Source organism: Paenibacillus sp. JJ1683 (assembly GCF_053006485.1).
Map to the genome: position 1 here is coordinate 1,223,875 of NZ_CM129820.1, position 17,623 is coordinate 1,241,497.

Sequence of the window (17,623 nt, forward strand, 5' to 3'; positions counted from 1 at the left end):
AGCGCATGAACAAATAGAAAGCGCTTACCTTTCGCAACTATGAACGCTACTTTTTCTAGGGAGAGAGTAGGCGTAACACACATTTAATCATATAACAATCAGGTGCCGACATAGGAAGATTCAACAAAATCTACGGAAAGATAGGTGAAGCAATTGAAAACAAAGCAAGTGCTTCGTAAAGGAATGAAGTATGCTTTTGCGCTATCACTCGTCGCAAGCAGCTTTCTACCAGGTGCAGGATTTACGGATAAAATACATGCAGAATCCCATGTCGATAATCCTTACCAAGGGGCGACAAAATACGTTAGCCCTGATTATGCGGCTAGTGTCGACACATCGATTGCCAAGGTTACGGATGCGAATCTGAAGGCAAAAATGCAAACGGTCAAAACATTCCCGACAGCCGTTTGGCTTGATCGTATCGCCGCTATTAACGGCGGTGGAGGCAAGCTTGGCTTGGAGGCACATTTAGACCAAGTATTGGCGCAAAAGAAAGGCAACACACCGATTACGGCGGAGTTCATTGTGTATGATCTGCCCGGACGGGATTGTCATGCCTTGGCTTCCAATGGTGAATTGCCGCTGACCCAGGCAGGTCTGGAAACTTATAAAAAGGATTATATTGACAAAATAGCTTCTATTTTTGCAAATCCCAAATATAAGGATATTCGTATCATTGCGATCATTGAACCGGATAGCTTGCCAAATCTGGTAACCAATCTGGATGATCCGAAATGTGCGCAAGCCAAGTCCACAGGGATTTACGAAGCTGGTGTTAAATACACAATGAATAAGCTGAACGAGATTCCTAACGTGTACAAATACGTAGATATCGGTCACTCTGGTTGGTTAGGCTGGGATAACAACCGTTCAGCAACGGTATCCCTGTTTACAACTATTTTCAAAGACACGAGCAAAGGTCTGTCCAGTGTAGATGGCTTTATCACGAATACAGCCAATACTTCACCGCTGACAGAACCTAATTTGCCTGATCCAAACCTGAATATCGGTGGGCAGCCGATCAAATCGTCCAAGTACTACGAATGGAATCCTAATTTCGATGAATCGGATTTCGCAGAGTCCTTGCATAGAGATTTTGTCAGCGCAGGCTGGCCGAGCTCACTCGGTATGTTAATTGATACAGGCCGTAATGGATGGGGAGGACCTAACCGTCCGACTTCCGCAGTCGGCAATGATATTAACTCCTATGTAAACTCCGGTCGTGTAGACAAACGCTCACACCGTGGTAACTGGTGTAATAACAGCGGAGCAGGTATGGGAACGCCGCCACAAACGGCTCCAGCTGGTCATATCGATGCCTATGTCTGGGCGAAACCTCCAGGGGATTCCGATGGTTCCAGCTCACTCATCCCGAACGATGAGGGTAAAGGCTTTGACCGTATGTGTGATCCTACCTATACAACCAAGGATGGCACATTAACAGATGCTTTGCCGAATGCACCTATTTCAGGAGCATGGTTCCATGATCAGTTTGTAATGCTGGTACAAAATGCGTACCCTGCAATCGTGCCTTCCACTGGTGGTGTAGACCCAGCGCCTACTGCTCCAGCTGTACCGTCAGGCTTAAAGGCTGTTGTGGGCAATGCTCAAGTAACGCTGACTTGGAATGCGTCTACTGGTGCCGAGAGTTACACGGTAAAACGCGCGACTAGCGAAGCAGGTCCTTTTACAGCCGTTGCGCCTCTTGTAACGGAAAGAGAGTACACGGATAAGGGACTGACGAACGGAACAACTTACTTCTATGTTGTAAGTGCTACGAATGCGAAAGGAACAAGTAAGGATTCCGCAACGGTAAGCGCTGAGCCAAAAGGTACACCGACAGATCCAACGAATCCTACAGATCCAACAGGTGATCTGGTTGTAATGTATCGTGCTGGGGACACGGATCCAGCGAATAACGCTGCCAAGCCTTTCTTTAACCTCAAAAATAAAGGGACAACACCAGTGAAGTTGAGCGAGCTTAAAATCCGCTATTACTTCACGAAAGATGGCAGCCAAGAGCTGCAATCTGCGGTAGACTGGGCGCAAGTAGGTAATGATAACGTGCTGCGTACCATTAAAGACAACTATATTGAAATTGGATTCAGTGCTGCTGCCGGCACGCTTGCTGCTGGGGCGCAAACAGGTGATATTCAGATCCGCATGAACAATAGCGACTGGTCTAATCTGAACGAATCCAATGACTACTCCTTCGATCCAACCAAAACCTCTTATGCTGAATGGAACAAAGTAACATTGTTCCACAACGATAAGCTGGTATGGGGAATTGAGCCTTAGGAATAGGTGAATATATACACTTGAATAACTGATAATTGTTGAAAAAGGGCTGCGGCACAACTGCTGTAGCCTTTTTTAACGTCTTCAAATAAAGAATTCGATGACCAAGGGAATAAGCATTCAAATTGTGTATAATGAAGAAAGAATACTAATCTACTGTGGGGGTCAACAACCACTTTTGGCAACATCTCGGTAGAGAAGGCAATCGCAACTCACTGCTGAGCGATTTTTGCGTCATTTTCTTAGCCGGGTGGTATAAAAAATAATCTAGAGATTGCCGATGAACCTGCATCGGCAATCTTTTGTGCATACATGTTTTAATGTCTTTCATATAGAGGAGGAGATTCATTTGTTTTCTGCTGCTCAACGACTGCCTTTGCTGGAACATATGTATAATCATGCCCCGACAGGAATCGTGATTTTGTCGAGGGAGGGGAAGTGTCTTTATGTCAATCCCGCCTTTTGCAAAATGGTCGGATATGAGCAGGAGGAATTACTGGATATCCGATATTACCATCTCTTGTATAATGAGGCTCAGGATCAGCAAGGGCTGAGGGAGGCCTATGCAGGTTGGCTAAAGGCTACGGATCAAGTCTACAAGACAGAGCTGCGTTTAAAGCATAAACGGGGAACAACTGTCTGGCTATCGCTGGAATTAACCATATTTGATGATGAGGCTACCGAACAATCTTATTTGATTGCGTATGCAATGGATGTCACGGAGAAAAAGGACATGGAGCAGGTGCTTTCGGACAATGAGGATTTGTACATGTTGATTACCGAAAATACGCCGGATGTCATCTCTTACAGCACGGCAGACGGCATACTTCAATATATTTCTCCTTCGGTGGAAAAACTCCTTGGCTATACGAAGCAGGAAATGCTCGGCAAAAAACGGCTTCAATTTTACCATATCGAAGATGCCGATTACATGCGTGTACATGGAATGTTCAAGGAAACAGGCATCATGAAGCGGCGTGTACGTCATAAGGACGGGCATTATTTGTGGCTGGAAGTATCGTACCGTATTATTCGGGATGAACAGGGCAAGATCAAGCGAGTTCTATCCATCGGACGAAATATCACAGAGCGCCAGAAGAGCGAGGAGAACCTGGCAAAAGCTCAACAGTTGGCGATGTTCGGCTCATGGGACTGGGATCTGGTCAACAATGTTATGCATTTTTCCAAGGAATTTCGCAGCATATTTGGCTATCGTGTCAAGCCGGTTGAAACAAGTATTGACGCTTTCATGAAGGCAGTTCATCCCGAAGATACGGAACGGATGAAGCAAATTATCAACAACGTGATCTTAAAGGGAATTCACGAAGAAACCTTTTACCGGATTGTATTGCCCAATGGGGAACAGAAGGTACTGCGCTCGATCTGGGAAGCTGAGATGGACGAGCATGCAGGCAAGCCTGTTCAAGTAGTCGGGATGATACAGGATGTTACAGAGCACCGGGAAATCGAGCAACGTCTTCGTGAAAGTGAAAACCGTTATAAGTCACTATTTCAGCATAATCCACTCGGGATATGCGCCATGAATATGGAAGGTCATATTTTGAGCGTGAATCCGAGTTTGGAGAAGCTTACGGGTTATACGAGGGATGAGCTTCTTGGAGCTGAAATACTTGTCATGGCTTCCTCTGAGGAACAGGACAAAATCAAACGACATATCGAAATGGCCAAACAGGGGGAGACACAAACCTATGAATCGGAATTCATACATAAGGAGGGGGAGCGTCTATTCATCAAGATGACGAATATCCCGATTTTCGTGCAAGAAGAAATTGTAGGCTGTTACGGGATTATAGAGAATGTTACCCCTCTTAAAAACTACATTGCTCAGATTGAAAAGCTCAGTAACGAGCATTCGCTTATTTTGAATGCAGTATCCGAAGGAATTGTGGGTTTGAATACCGAAGGACATGTCCGCTTTATGAACCCGGCAGCTGTTGAGATGTTCGGCATAGGATCAGCCAACCCGCTGAACGGTTCATGTATAGACGTCATTCGCCATGCTGACGAAATAGGCAGCCATTTTCCGGACGAGCAGGCTTCTATTCTCCAAGCGATTCGCAGCGGCGCTTCTTATCAGGCAGAGGAAGCTGTATTTTGGAAAAAAGACGGGTCCAGTTTTCTGGCCTCCTATCGAATCAGCCCTTTGATGGATAACGGCGAACGAAAAGGAGCGGTGATGGTTTTTGTAGACAGGACGAATGAAAAGGAGATTATTCGGGCCAAGGAGTCTGCCGAACGCGCCGATCGAGCCAAGTCAGAATTCCTGTCTGTGATGAGTCATGAGCTTCGTACACCGATGAACGGCATTATAGGCATGGCAGGATTACTGGCAGACACGGAATTAGATGAGGAGCAGCGTAGCTATATCGATATTATTACCAGCAGTAGCAACGCTTTGATGCAGATATTGAATGAGATACTGGATTTGAGCAAAATCGAAGCTGGCAAAATGTCGTTGCTGCATGAGTCTTTTGTGCTGGAGGATGTGGTTGGCAGTGTAGCTGACCTATTTATGACGCAGGCTATGGAAAAAGGAATCCAGCTAGAATGGCATATAGATCAGGAAATGCCAGGGATGCTAGTCGGTGATCATGTGCGTATCCGACAGATATTGGTGAACTTGGTGAGCAATGCGATCAAATTTACGGAGCGAGGGCGTGTAAATATTTTTGTGGAGAGAAAGGCTTACAGCCGCCGTAAAAAGAAATGCCTGATTGAGTTTAGTGTAACGGATACTGGAATCGGCATCCCGGCAGACCGTCAGCATTTGTTGTTTCAGCCTTTTTCCCAGCTTCATCCGGCACTGAACCGGAAATATGGAGGGACAGGTCTTGGCTTGTCCATCTGCAAAAACCTGGTCAAGCTAATGGGGGGTTCCATTGGTGTAGATAGTGACGAGGCCAGAGGAGCAACATTCCGGTTCCAACTGGATCTAAAACTGCCGGAAGGGCACACACTTGCGAATATAAGCCGTGATCAGCCTTATGATTCAAAGGAAGGCTAAAAAGAAATAGCCGTGATGCATTCTGCATCGCGGCTATTTTTTGTAAGAAATGTCCAAAGAAAAGATTGACAAACTGTTCTAACTGTACTATTAATGATAGTACAGTTAGAACAGTTGAACATGTATACATGAATTTGAGCCAGTGTTGAAAGGAGGAAGTCCATGTTCGAGCTGGATATCCGCAGCCGTAAGCCGATCTACGAACAGCTTATGGAGAAGGTTAAGGAAATGATCGTGTACGGATCGCTTCAGCCGGATGAGCAATTGCCTTCTGTACGGGCATTGTCCGCTCAACTTACGGTGAATCCGAATACGATTCAGAAAGCGTATCGCGAGCTGGAGCGCGAAGGATATATTTATTCCGTCCAGGGCAAAGGCAGCTTTGTCACGCCTACCCAGCAGCAGCCGCAACAAATAAAGCGGGATGAGATTCGGGCGGCATTGTTAAAACTGATGATCGAAGCTGTCCATTTCGGTTTTACACAGCAGGAAGTGGACGACATATACGTGGAAGCTATGCAAACAAAGGAAAGGGGGATGTCCCTTGATTGAATTAAGGGAAGTCACAAAGACATTTACGGAAGAAAAGGCTGTCGATCAGCTCGCCCTGATGGTAAAGAAGGGCTCCATTTTTGGACTGCTGGGCTCGAACGGGGCAGGGAAAACGACCTTGCTCAAAATCATTGCCGGGATTTACCGGCCGGATACTGGTAAGGTGCTAATCGGTGGACAGCCGGTGTATGAGCAGCCTGAAGTCAAGCAGCACATTCTGTTTTTGCCGGATACCCCTTATTTTTTCCCGCAAGCGACAATTCGTCAGATGGCCCGGTTTTACCGCTCCATTTATCCAAGTTGGAGTGAAGAACGCTACACACAGCTTACGGAGATTTTCAAGCTGGACCCCAAGCGCAAACTTCACCGTTTTTCCAAGGGGATGAAGCGCCAAGCCGCTTTTTTGCTTGCCTTGAGCTGCATGCCAGAGCTGCTGGTTTTGGATGAACCCATTGATGGTCTGGACCCCGTGATGCGTAGAATGATCAAAAATCTCTTGTTCCAAGAAACCGCAGCACGTGAGATGACCGTCGTGATCTCATCTCATAATTTGCGTGAGATTGAAGACATGTGTGATCATGTCGGCATTATGCACCAAGGTCGGATGCTGTTGGAAAAAGAGGTGGATGACCTTAAATCCGATACGCATAAGGTGCAGGTTGCCTTTCGGGACAGCATGCATGAGGAAGCTGTCTGTGGCCAACTTTCGGTTGTACATAAGGAGCGGAGGGGCAGTGTTCTGCTGCTTATCATCCGGGGTGAGCGAGAGCGGATTGCAGAAACGATTGAAGCGTATGAGCCGCATGTGTTCGATTTGCTGCCGTTGACGCTTGAAGAAATTTTCATTTATGAAATGGAGGACGCAGGTTATGACATCCAACCGATTCTTCTGTAGCGGCGGCGTAATTCGCCAATGCCTGAGACAGCATGGCTGGATCGGTCTATTGTACTTGGCAGGATTGCTGTTTACAGTACCGCTGCCATTGTTTATGAGCACTGGTGATGAACAACCGCGAGTGGTTTTAAAAAGCTTGTTCGATAGCACAAACTCGGGTAATGAATTGCAAAAATTAATTTTAATGACCGTACCCGTGCTGGCAGGTGTGATGCTGCTTCGTTTTGTTCAGCGACAGGGGCCATCCGATTTGTATCATAGCCTACCTTTGCGTAGAGAGCATCTATTAACGTCACATTTAATTAGCGGTCTTGTTCTTTTACTTGTACCTGTATGGCTGACTGCGGGAGTAACTGCTTGGGTTAACACGTCAGTCGAACTGCCTTATATTTTTCAAATTAATGACGTTGGATCGTGGGCTTTGGTTGTGTCCGTCCTTACGATTTTCTTGTTTACTTTTACTGTGTTTGTAGGGATTTGTGTGGGACAATCGTTGCTACAGACCGTAGTAGTGTATGTTTTGCTGCTATTGCCTCAGTTTCTATTCATGATGATAGGGCGTTTTCTGGAACGTAATTTATACGGATATGTGCGGGTGCGAGAAACCGTTGTTCAATATATTAATGGCTCGGAGTTTCGCAGCAATAATAATGTTTGGGAAAACTTATCGCCGTTTGTACGCATTATGGACAACTTGCCACAGCGCGCCTTTTCTTACATGGAGCTACTCGCCTATCTAGGTATCTCTGTGCTGTTTGTCGCCTTGAGTTATGGTTTGTATCGTAAACGCTTGGTCGAAAAGGCGACTCAGGCTATAGCGTTTTCTTTCTTTCAACCTTTGTTCAAGGCAGGGGTTATACTATGCGCCATGCTTGTACTAGGCGATTATTTTTATAATGCAGGTACAAGAGGAGCTAATTGGTCGATTTTCGGATATGCACTTGGAGCTATTTTAGGCTATATCGTTGTAGAAATGGTCGTCCGCAAGACGTGGCAAATTGTGCGTGTTCGTGCTTTGGTGGAAATGGTCGTTTACGGTGTGATCATGGGGCTGGTACTGTATATCCCGATTTCAGGTTGGTTGGGTTATGAGGGACGGATTCCAACAGCACACTCCGTAGAAAAAGTTTATGTCGGGCAAGAGGAGCCTCTAGGGGGAGATGCAGAAAAAGAAGCTTATTACTCCCAAGATAGGGCCTATATCGCCTCTGTACTGAATTTACATCGAGAACTCGTACGTGCACATGCAGCTGGCGAGAAAATGTTGTCCAAAAACCTGGCCGTCGAATCGGCATTCATAGTCTACCGTTTGGATGATGGTTCCACCATGACTCGCCGCTATACATTCCCGGAGAAGCCTTTCCGGACAGAACTGACTAAAGTGATGGAAGCAGAGCCTTATAAAACGGTGAGATACAAGCTGGATAAGCTGCAAGGAAAAGCAGAGACGATCAATATCGAATCCGTAGATGATAATGAAAGACGAGTGGTTTTAACCAATCCCAAAGAAACTCGTGAATTTGAAGCTGTACTCAGAGAAGAAGTATTAAATATGAGTTATAGCGAAATGCAATCACATCGATACCCTCTGGGGAATGTTTCTATTACAAATAAAGAGTCATCCTCTACCAATAACGAACCGAGCTGGCATCGTGAAATTTCATTTAATTGGCCGGCTTCATATCACAAGCTTACAGATTGGCTAGAGCAAAAAGGGTATGCGGATAAGGTCATCATTGATTCCAAGGATATTTTTTCGATACGGGCTGTTCCTATTATTTCTCAGGAAATGGAGCCTTATCAACCCAATCAATATATTGAAGACTATAAAATATTTAGAAGCATTCAACAAAAGCACAAAGCAATAACGATTGAAGATCCGAAGCTGTGGAGCACTGTACTGGAAAAGCGTAGATCTAATAGCTATACTCCAGATATGGCGAAAGGCACTTACTTGGTTCAAGTCAAGATCAAACCTTTATTTAGTTCAGATCCCCATACACGCTATTACTATTTTACTCCGAACGATATGACACCGGAGCTTGCCAAGGCATTACCGGCAGTTCCTTAAGCTCCTACGAGGGACAGTATCTGGTTTAGAGGGAATATGGACGGAGGTAGATGAACATGGGATGGTTCGGACACGACATATAACAACCTCATCGACGGGCAAGAGCTCCTCCACATTAGAACGGACATAAATAGAGACCAGAGTGATACAACGTAGAACATACAGAGAGAAGAGTTCAATATTGTACAGTCCAATAGTGGAGGAGCAAAAAAATATGAAATATACAGAAGATCGTGAATTTCTACAGTTGTTGGATCATCATAAACAGTCATTTTCCGGATGGGATTTTTCATTCATTTCGGACACGGGACGAGTGGCGAGCGAACCTTTGGACTGGTCTTATGCCAGCAAGGCTTTGGCGTTGATGCATGCCTCGAAGGCGATGCTGGATATGGGAACAGGCGGGGGAGAGTTCTTGTCGCAGTTGCGCCCTTTTCCAGAGATCATATGTGCGACAGAGGCATATGCACCGAACGTACCTATCGCCAAGCAAAGATTGGAGCCGCTGGGTGTGCGCGTGATGGCTATTCATGATGACGATTCCCTTCCGTTTGACGATGCTGGGTTCGACCTTGTGCTGAACAAGCATGAGTCATTTTCGCCAGCGGAAGTGCACCGTATTTTGCGTTCAGGAGGTACGTTTTTGACTCAACAGGCAGGAGGCTTGGATTGTGCAGGCCTTAACGCCCGCTTGGGAGCACCTGATTACGTGTATGCGGACTGGACTCTTCCTCAAGCAATTGCAGGTTTGAAAAGTAATGGTTTTGAAATCGTAGAGCAGCGGGAACAGTTTCCGATCCAGCGCTTTTACGATATTGGAGCGATTGTCTATTACTTAAAAGTCATTGAATGGCAGATTGCAGACTTCCAGCCAGAGAAATATATAGAACAGCTGTATAGTCTGTATTTGGATATTAAACGTGATGGTTATTGGGACGTGAAGCAGCATCGTTTTTTAATCCATGCCAGAGCGATATAGAGAAGATTCGATACCAAAGAGGCCTATCCTGTAGGGGAGGCCTTTTTGTCATTTTTACTACCCTTTCGTATACTAATCTTTACCATAATTGTACAATGAAGAAGCAATAGCTTACAGACTCATTTCATTTATAAGATATAGGGGGATGTACATGTCTGAACCAAAGGAAGTTATAAGCAAGCCGAAAGAGGGCAATTCTGTGCGGATAGCATGGTTTTGGCCATGGCTGGTCGGTACGTTTATGTTTGGATTGTTTTCAGTCATGTTTAATATTATTTGGAGTATGGTTGTAGCACCTCAAGTGCAGTATTTGCTGAGGCATGAAGGTGTGACGGATATAACCGTGGTTGTAATATTGCTGCTATATGTATGGCTGGTCGGTCTCATTTTTGCAGCTTATGGTGCTTTGAGTGCGCATATGTCCAACATGGGCAAGCTTCCGTTGATGCTGACAGGGCTAGCATCCTTATTATGCGGGCTGTGGTTGTGGATTATAGGACTACGAGGATCTGGCGGCCAACTTGCCGAAGTATCTGGAGGAGCGTGGGAGCTTTTTGCACTCTATCACGCTTGGGCGGAACCTATACTGGAAGTATTGGGGTCATATACACAGCTCGGTGGAATCTGGTTTCTGCTGACCGCACTGCTGCCCATAGCTGGCATGGTAGTCGGTGTTGGGGTAGATCGCTATCCAGCGGTGACCGACCAGCACGGAAAGGTGGACCATAGATGGCAATGGGTTGTAGCTGCAATATCTGCTGCGCTCATCATTGTGCTGACGATTACGCTCATGCTTCCTCAGCGTCCGTACATTGCGGAGAGGGATTTTCCGGTAGTAGATGGCGCTACAGCGGCCATTCCATTCGCACAGGATATGCTGCATGAATTGACCGGAATGAACAAGGTTCGTGCGGCTCACGAACTGAGATTCAACACAACGCATCAGGCTTATGTCAATCTGATTGAAAAGAAGGCGGATCTGATACTGGTGGCGGGTCCATCCGATGAGGAATTGCGCCTGGCGAAAAGTCGGGGAATTCAAATGAAGCTTACACCTATCGGGTGGGATGCGTTTATTTTTCTCGTTCATAAAGGCAATCCGGTTAACGGACTTTCTTCGGAGCAGGTGCGCAGCATATATGAAGGATCTATTCGTAACTGGCGTGAAGTAGGGGGCAAGAATCAGCCGATCGTTGCTTATCAGCGGGAGGAAAACTCAGGAAGCCAAACATATATGCAGAAGGAAGTGATGAAAGGTCAGGACATGGCTGAACCGCCTCGGGAACTCCGAATTGGTATAATGGGTGAGATGATTAATGCAATTGCTGATTTTGACAAGGATCACAACGCGCTCGGTTATTCATTTTATTATTTCGCAAATGTGATGCATAATCGTCAAGAGGTCAAATTTTTATCTATTAATGGAGTGGAGCCCGACAAAGAACACATTCGTTCGAAACAATATCCATTCACAGCCCAACTGTTTGTAGTTACACGCGAAGGCGAAAAGCCACGTGCTTCGATGCAACGATTACTCGAATGGCTGCAAAGCGAAGCAGGAACTCAGGCCATTGAAAAAGGCGGCTTTGTTCCTGTAAACTCGTAATCCTATAACGATTCGAATACAGTCAGTATCGTATATTCACCGCAAGAGTGAAACCAATACAGCAGGGTAATACATAGAATATGCTTTGCTGTGAATACAATACCCGCGCAGCAAGTATATCAACAACTTAAGGGGATGAACAAAAATGAAGAAAAAAACATCGGTTTGGGTGCTTTTACTCGCCGTAGCCATAGTAGCAGCAGGTTGTGAAACAGGATCACAAACAGGACAAACGGCTCAGAATAAACCAAAGGATTCTGCATCGACACAAGTCAATGATTCGGGAGCCACTGTAGATACACCGGAACAGCAGACTGCTTCTGACGGCAAAAGCAGCACATCCCCGTCCAGCACTGACAAAGCAGTGGAGACAGGAGGGCAAACGAAGACAGATGCTAGTATAGCGAACGTCCGCATGGACAATATTACCGCGCTGCGATTAATCGACGGTCAATCCGGCTGGATCGGCGGTAATGGATGGATTGCCCGAACAGACGCGGCTCCATCCGGTTCAGTCGGTTCAGCTTGGAATGTGCAGTATCAAGGCAAAGGTACGGTTCAACAGATTTTTGCCTTGAATGGAGAGCAGGCCTGGGCTGTTATGGAAGATAGTGGTTCACTGCTGGCAACTCACGATGGCGGCAAGCTTTGGGAAGCTGTCGGGACTGTACCTGAGCAAGGACAAGCGGGCTTTTTACACTTTGTATCATCCAAGGAAGGATTTAGTGGCAACCAATATACCAAGGATGGTGGACAACGCTGGTCTTCGCTCCCTGTGCCTAGCCACATGGTAGGACAGCCATATTATCATGATCGGCAAAACGGCTGGGCAGTAACCCAGAAAACAGATCGCTCGATCCAGATTTTGCACACCGTTAACGGGGGCCAAAATTGGACTCCTGTCATGTCGCGGACAACCGAGGGGCCTCTGAACGGAGTAACTATTCGATCGGTAGAACGGGGCAACGCATGGATTGAGCTGGTTGGAGATACAGGGATGAATCAGACGTCGTATTCGCTTTGGCATACGGCTGATAGCGGACAAAGCTGGCGTACTGTACTGGCGAATTCTACTGCCGGCGGCGGTCCTGCACCAGGTGTTAGCCAGCAAGACAATCAGGTTACCAAAAATGAAGGGACGGCACCAGGCATGCTCTATGCGGTTAACAGCAGTACCGCTTTGATGGGTGGGTACTGTGCACCGTGTGACAAGCCTAATACGATTGGTTGGACCAATGACGGAGGCAAGACGTGGAACAATGGCAAACAAGGCTTTGATGGTTATGGCGGTCAGCAAATCGGGATGGCCAATGCCAAGGAAGGCTGGGCTATTTTCTCGGATTCAGAGCAGGCCCCGATCCTATATACCACCTCGGATGGTGGTCAGCACTGGACGCAGAGTCATGTATTTGACAAGCCTGTGACACCAGGCTCCTAAGGAGGGAATGTAGTTGAGTCAACATAAGAGAAGTGCGATTACATGGACGGACGGTCGTGAAGTACCACTCATTGGGCAGGGCACGTGGTATATGGGCGAAAAAGCCTCCCTTCGGCAGGAGGAGGTGCGTGCGCTTCAACTTGGCTTCGAGCTGGGGATGACGCTAGTAGACACGGCTGAAATGTATGCGGAGGGCGGCGCAGAAGAGATCGTCGGGGAGGCCATTCGAGGCCGCCGGGACGATGTGTATCTCGTCAGTAAAGCCTACCCTCATCATGCGGACCGTCAAGGATTGGCTCAAGCCTGCGAAGCAAGCCTAACCCGAATGGGAACCGAACACGTGGACATGTATCTGCTGCATTGGCGCGGGAATATTCCACTAGAAGAGACAATACAAGGTATGGAAAAACTGCGTGAGCAAGGCAAAATCCGCAACTGGGGCGTGTCCAATCTCGACAAATCCGATATGGAGGAGCTTTGGAGCCTGAGTAATGGCAAAGCCTGTGCTGTCAACCAAGTGCTGTATCACGCGGCTTCGCGAGGTATCGAATATGATCTGCTTCCTTGGAGCCGTACGCATGGGGTGCCTGTAATGGCCTATTGCCCGATTGCCCAAGGTGGACGCCTGCGACGAGGACTACTGGAGCATCCCGTTATGGTAGACATTGCTGCCAGCCACGGAGTAACTCCATCGCAAATCGCACTCGCATGGGTTATACGGGACGGTGATGTGTGGGCAATCCCCAAGGCGGTACAAGAATCGCATGTACGAGAAAATGCAGCGGCAGCAAGCATTCAGCTCACCCCTGAACAACTTCAACAAATAGACGAAGCTTTTCCTCCGCCAACGAGGAAGCAGCCGCTGGATATGGTTTGAGGAAGGAGGGGCCCGATGACAGAACCAGAGACAGAACTACACGAGGTAGATGATCATCTCGACTATGGATTATCCGTTGTATTTATCGGCTTTAATCCCAGTCTGAAATCCGGCGAGGTAGGACATCATTACGCTAATCCGCGCAACCGCTTTTGGCGCATACTGGAGGGGGCTGGCTTGACCCCTCGCTTATACGATCCATCGGAAGATTGGGAGCTGCTAAAGCTGGGTTTCGGTTTTACCAACATTGTCTCCCGTCCTACCAGAGGAGTGGAGGACATTACCCGTGAGGAATACGCCGAAGGACGTCTGAAGCTGCATGCGAAGCTAATGGAATACCGCCCGAAGGTCGCTTGCTTTGTCGGCAAAGGCGTGTACACCGAATATAGTAAAAAATCCAAAGCGGATTGGGGATTTCAGCCTGAACCGCTAATCCCCGAAATGCATGAATTTGTGGCACCTTCGTCTAGTGGACTGGTGCGCATGTCGCTGGAAGAAATCACGGATATTTATCGCCGTCTCCAAACGTTCCTTTCGTCAGAAGCCGTCTAAAATGCGGCTACGTTTGGTAGATGCAGCATACAAAGAACCATACACTTTAATCCTTACTGGGAAAAGTGTATGGTTCTTTGTGCTGCTTCTTTTCTATTGTAAGGTTTTGGTTTGCCATGCCTGTTCCACAGGAACATAAGGATACCCCAGATCACGGGCGACTGCTTCGTAGGTGATATGTCCGTTCAGGACATTGGTACCGCTAAGCAGCGGCTTGCTTCGTCGAAGTGCCTCTTGCACACCGAGATCCGCAAGTTGGAGAGCGTAGGGGAGCGTCGCGTTCGTCAGAGCGAGCGTGGAGGTTTGTGGTACTGCGCCAGGCATGTTCGCTACTGCATAGTGAATAACGCCATGCTTTACATAGGTTGGCTGATCATGTGTTGTGATGTGGTCAATCGTCTCAACAATGCCACCTTGGTCAATGGCGACATCGACGATCACTGAACCGGGTTGCATTGTCTGCACCATGGCCTCTGTTACGAGCCGCGGGGCTTTGGCACCAGTGATCAGGACAGCACCGATCAGCAAATCACTTTGCGCCACGGCTTCAGCAATGTTGGAAGGGGTGGACACCAATGTATGGAGCTGATTACCAAAAATATCGTCCAGTTGGCGCAATCTTTGCAGGCTTAGATCGATCAATGTAACATCTGCGCCGAGACCGATAGCGACCTTGGCAGCATTGGTGCCGACCACCCCTCCGCCAATAATAGTTACTTTACCGCGTTTGACCCCTGGCACACCTGCCAGAAGGATGCCTTTACCGCCTTTTGGTTTTTCCAACAGCTGTGCTCCGATTTGTACAGCCATTCGGCCTGCAACCTCGCTCATGGGGGTAAGCAACGGTAGGCTTCCTTCCACATTTAGCGTTTCATAGGAAATGGCGGCTACGCCGTTGTCTGTTAAAGCCCGGGCCAGTGCGGGCTCGGCAGCCAGATGCAGATAGGTGAACAAAATCAAACCTGGTCGAAAATACCCGTATTCAGAGGGGAGCGGCTCTTTTACTTTGATAATCATATCCGCCTGGGACCACACATCTGCCGCTTGCTGAACAAGGATCGCACCCGCAGTGGCATAATCTCCGTCTGTATAGCCACTTTCAACCCCTGCATGGCTTTCTACAAACACTTGATGTCCGTGTTGAATCATTTGAGCAGCACCCGCAGGTGTCAGAGCGACACGATTTTCATTGTTTTTAATCTCTTTTGGAATCCCAATTCTCATTCGTTTCACCTCTCCTAAAAATAATTGTTATCCAACGGCAAATAATTGTTTTTAGGGCAGCTACGCTGCAGAATCAATGTTTGCTGATCATGTTCTCTAGGGCAGCTACGCTGCAGAATCAATGTTTGTTGAACGTGTTTTAGGGCAGCTACCCCTGCTATGGTTTACTGTTGGATGCGACCAAACGAGCTTAGAAAATTGCACTATCATTTGTATGCAGCCTGCTGATTAGTTACATGGACTCAAGCCGATAAATGCAATTCATGTTAGATTAGGTACAGTTTACAAGGGGTGCGACTCCTTCGCATCATACATTTTGTCGGATTATCTGACTTGAAGGCTCGACTTTTTGATGAATATATGTCATGTAAAATGACATAAAGACATACACATAGGGAGAATGCCGATGAAAGGTAAAAAAACATTTACCATTGCGGATGTGCTGGAACGTCCTGTTTTCCGGCGGGCGAAGCTGGCAGCGGGGGAACATGGCGTAGATCGCCGTGTGGGTTGGGTTCATGTGCTAGAAATCACCAATGTATCCCCCTTTGTGAGCCGTCATGACCTAATTTTGACGACCGGTCTGTGGTTAATCCGGAAGGGGGGAGAGCGCGCTGAGTATATGGAGCAGCTGATCTGCTCGGAAGCCGCAGGATTGTGTGTGGAGCTGGGCACAAGCATCCATGAGATCCCCTCTGAAATACTGGAGCTGGCGGAACGGCATCACTTCCCGGTCATCGTATTTGAACAGCCGGTGCGTTTTGTTGAAATTACACAAGATATTCACTCCCTACTTATTAACCGACATCATGAACTATTAAAAGATCTGGAGCGATTTTCGCGTCAGCTTCAGCAGGAAACCCTACGCAGCACCGATATGAACGCCCTCTTGCGTGTGCTTCATGACTACGCTACCCGGCAGGTCATCTACATGTCCTCCATTGATACCAATCGATTCGTGCCTTCCGTCCAGCCGGATGTGGCAGACCATATTGCGGATTTTTATGCCAATGAAGTGGAATCCAGTATGACTGCTGATCGTGAAGGGCACCTGCTGTTTCACCTGAATGATTCCACTGCCGTCTTGTTTCAGCCTGTTGTATGCTTCGGTCAGGTGTTTTCCGCTGTAGGTGTGGTACTGCATAATGAAATGCCGACGGAAGAAATGTCGCTGCTCATTGATTACACAGCCAAGGCGGCCGCTACATTGGTACTGAGAACACAGTTTCTTGAAGACCGATTGTTACGTAATCAAAATGAACTGATTCAGGATGTATTGAACGGCCAGCTTCCCAATGAAGAACAGGCCCAGACCCGGATGGGACTGCGATTGTTAACGAAGGGTCGGTATTTATTTTGGGCAGGAGTCATCGAGGTAGAGCATCAGGACAAGGACGCGAGTCAGGTGCGCAAGGAATCCATCAATCAGGATGTATTAGTGCTGCTTCGTTCTCTATTGAAAAAAGAAGTGTTGCACAATCTGTTGATGATGAAAGGAAGTCAATGCTACATCCTTTGTGCCAAGGAGGAATTAACGCTGCGTTCCGAAGCGCAGATGAAAAAAGTGCTGGCCCATACGGTCCAATATATTCAGAATTATGCCGCAGGACAGCTTGATAAAGTGCGCATTCATGCAGGCTTTGGTAAGGTAAGGCACCGCATGACCGGGACGGACCGCAGTTTTGAAGAGGCATATCAGGTCATTGAAGTCGCGCGAAGCGTCCCGGTCATGAAGGATCGGCTATTTTACGACAGCATCGGAATCTATCAATTGTTGAAAGCAGTGCCTCGCATTCCTTTTTTACAAGAATTTGTACAGGACCATTTGGGCGAGCTGATTGCGCATGATCGTGAGCATCATATGCAGCTTCTGGATACGCTGGATGCCTACTTTCAATGTCATGGCTCCAAGCGTGATACCGCCGGAGTTTTGTATATTCATAGGCAGACTCTTTATAATCGACTGGATAAAATTAATGAAATCGTAGAGGGGAATTTGGCAGACCCTGACAAACGTCGTTGTCTGGAGATGGCACTCCTGGCTTACCGGATGCTTCAGGCTGAAAATTGATCCTAAATAACTAGTTCTATTTTCTATTCTACTCA

The 17,623-nt window shown here is 47.3% G+C and carries 12 protein-coding genes; 11 read left to right on the forward strand and 1 reads right to left on the reverse strand.

The features are described 5' to 3' along the window. The first annotated feature begins 144 nt into the window (after positions 1 to 144). From ACUC6J_RS05275 to ACUC6J_RS05320, 10 genes are all read left to right on the forward strand, one after another. Positions 145 to 2,298 carry a glycoside hydrolase family 6 protein gene (locus tag ACUC6J_RS05275; RefSeq protein WP_113050941.1) on the forward strand — a complete coding sequence of 718 codons (2,154 nt, stop codon included), beginning with the start codon at positions 145 to 147 and terminating at the stop codon, positions 2,296 to 2,298. 349 nt (positions 2,299 to 2,647) lie between these two features. After that, the gene (locus tag ACUC6J_RS05280) at positions 2,648 to 5,323 is read left to right on the forward strand and encodes a PAS domain S-box protein (RefSeq protein ID WP_016821397.1); all 2,676 of its coding nucleotides are present in this window, start codon (positions 2,648 to 2,650) and stop codon (positions 5,321 to 5,323) included. Positions 5,324 to 5,485: 162 nt separating this feature from the next. Continuing rightward, on the forward strand, positions 5,486 to 5,875 hold the full coding sequence (locus tag ACUC6J_RS05285) for a GntR family transcriptional regulator (protein ID WP_016821396.1): 390 nt from the start codon (positions 5,486 to 5,488) through the stop codon (positions 5,873 to 5,875). Continuing rightward, the gene (locus ACUC6J_RS05290; protein ID WP_290402808.1) at positions 5,868 to 6,770 is read left to right on the forward strand and encodes an ABC transporter ATP-binding protein; all 903 of its coding nucleotides are present in this window, start codon (positions 5,868 to 5,870) and stop codon (positions 6,768 to 6,770) included. The genes ACUC6J_RS05285 and ACUC6J_RS05290 overlap by 8 nt, the downstream gene beginning before the upstream one ends. After that, on the forward strand, positions 6,745 to 8,841 hold the full coding sequence (locus ACUC6J_RS05295) for a DUF6449 domain-containing protein (RefSeq protein ID WP_017426356.1): 2,097 nt from the start codon (positions 6,745 to 6,747) through the stop codon (positions 8,839 to 8,841). The genes ACUC6J_RS05290 and ACUC6J_RS05295 overlap by 26 nt, the downstream gene beginning before the upstream one ends. Before the next feature lie 214 nt (positions 8,842 to 9,055). Next, positions 9,056 to 9,820, forward strand: a complete 765-nt coding sequence (locus ACUC6J_RS05300) for a class I SAM-dependent methyltransferase (RefSeq protein WP_016821393.1) — start codon at positions 9,056 to 9,058, stop codon at positions 9,818 to 9,820. A gap of 151 nt (positions 9,821 to 9,971) precedes the next feature. Then, positions 9,972 to 11,426, forward strand: a complete 1,455-nt coding sequence (locus ACUC6J_RS05305; protein ID WP_447249867.1) for a PstS family phosphate ABC transporter substrate-binding protein — start codon at positions 9,972 to 9,974, stop codon at positions 11,424 to 11,426. A 145-nt stretch (positions 11,427 to 11,571) separates the two neighbouring features. After that, positions 11,572 to 12,864: a WD40/YVTN/BNR-like repeat-containing protein gene (locus tag ACUC6J_RS05310; RefSeq protein ID WP_447249868.1), complete on the forward strand. Its 1,293-nt coding sequence runs from the start codon at positions 11,572 to 11,574 to the stop codon at positions 12,862 to 12,864. 13 nt (positions 12,865 to 12,877) lie between these two features. After that, complete coding sequence (locus ACUC6J_RS05315) at positions 12,878 to 13,741, forward strand: aldo/keto reductase (protein WP_193190720.1); 864 nt, start codon at positions 12,878 to 12,880, stop codon at positions 13,739 to 13,741. Between the two features lie 15 nt (positions 13,742 to 13,756). After that, positions 13,757 to 14,293, forward strand: coding sequence for a mismatch-specific DNA-glycosylase (locus ACUC6J_RS05320; protein ID WP_193190722.1), 537 nt, complete (start codon positions 13,757 to 13,759; stop codon positions 14,291 to 14,293). Positions 14,294 to 14,386: 93 nt separating this feature from the next. Here the strand turns inward: ACUC6J_RS05320 and ald are convergent, their stop codons facing one another. After that, positions 14,387 to 15,517 carry an alanine dehydrogenase gene (ald, locus tag ACUC6J_RS05325; RefSeq protein WP_447249869.1) on the reverse strand — a complete coding sequence of 377 codons (1,131 nt, stop codon included), beginning with the start codon at positions 15,515 to 15,517 and terminating at the stop codon, positions 14,387 to 14,389. Between the two features lie 406 nt (positions 15,518 to 15,923). Between ald and ACUC6J_RS05330 the strand changes: the two genes are divergently transcribed. Then, entirely contained in the window at positions 15,924 to 17,588 is a 1,665-nt protein-coding gene (locus ACUC6J_RS05330) for a PucR family transcriptional regulator (protein ID WP_447249870.1), read from the forward strand. Positions 17,589 to 17,623: the final 35 nt, after the last annotated feature.